General features: G+C 74.0%; 1 protein-coding gene. It reads right to left on the reverse strand.

Going from position 1 to position 407, the window contains the following annotated elements:
- The coding region (locus PUR56_RS06205) for an acyltransferase domain-containing protein (RefSeq protein WP_329948154.1) at positions 1–407 on the reverse strand (407 nt) is incomplete at both ends.

The following is a 407-nucleotide window of genomic DNA, read 5'->3' on the forward strand; positions in this document are numbered from 1 at the left end:
ACGGTCTGCCGCAGGTTGCGGTACCAGTACCCGCCGTCCAGCTCAGGACCCTCCAACCACCGGCCCTCCACCGTCGACAGGAACGGGATCGCGGCGGGCCGGGGCCTCACCGCGGCCAGGAGCTCGGCGAGTTCCTCCTCGATCGACTCGACGTGGGACGTGTGGGAGGCGTAGTCCACCGGCACCCGGCGCACCCGCACACCCTGCTCCTCGAAGCCGGCCACCAGCGTGTCCAGCGCGTCCGGGTCACCGGCCACCACCACGGACGACGGCCCGTTCACGGCCGCCACCTCCACACCGGCCGGCAGACCGTCGGCCACCCGCCCGAAGGGCAGGCCCACCGACACCATGCCGCCACGACCCGCCAGACCCCGCGCGATCGCCTGCGAACGCAGCGCCACCACGGC

Source organism: Streptomyces sp. BE303, assembly GCF_036290945.1.
Classification (GTDB): domain Bacteria; phylum Actinomycetota; class Actinomycetes; order Streptomycetales; family Streptomycetaceae; genus Kitasatospora.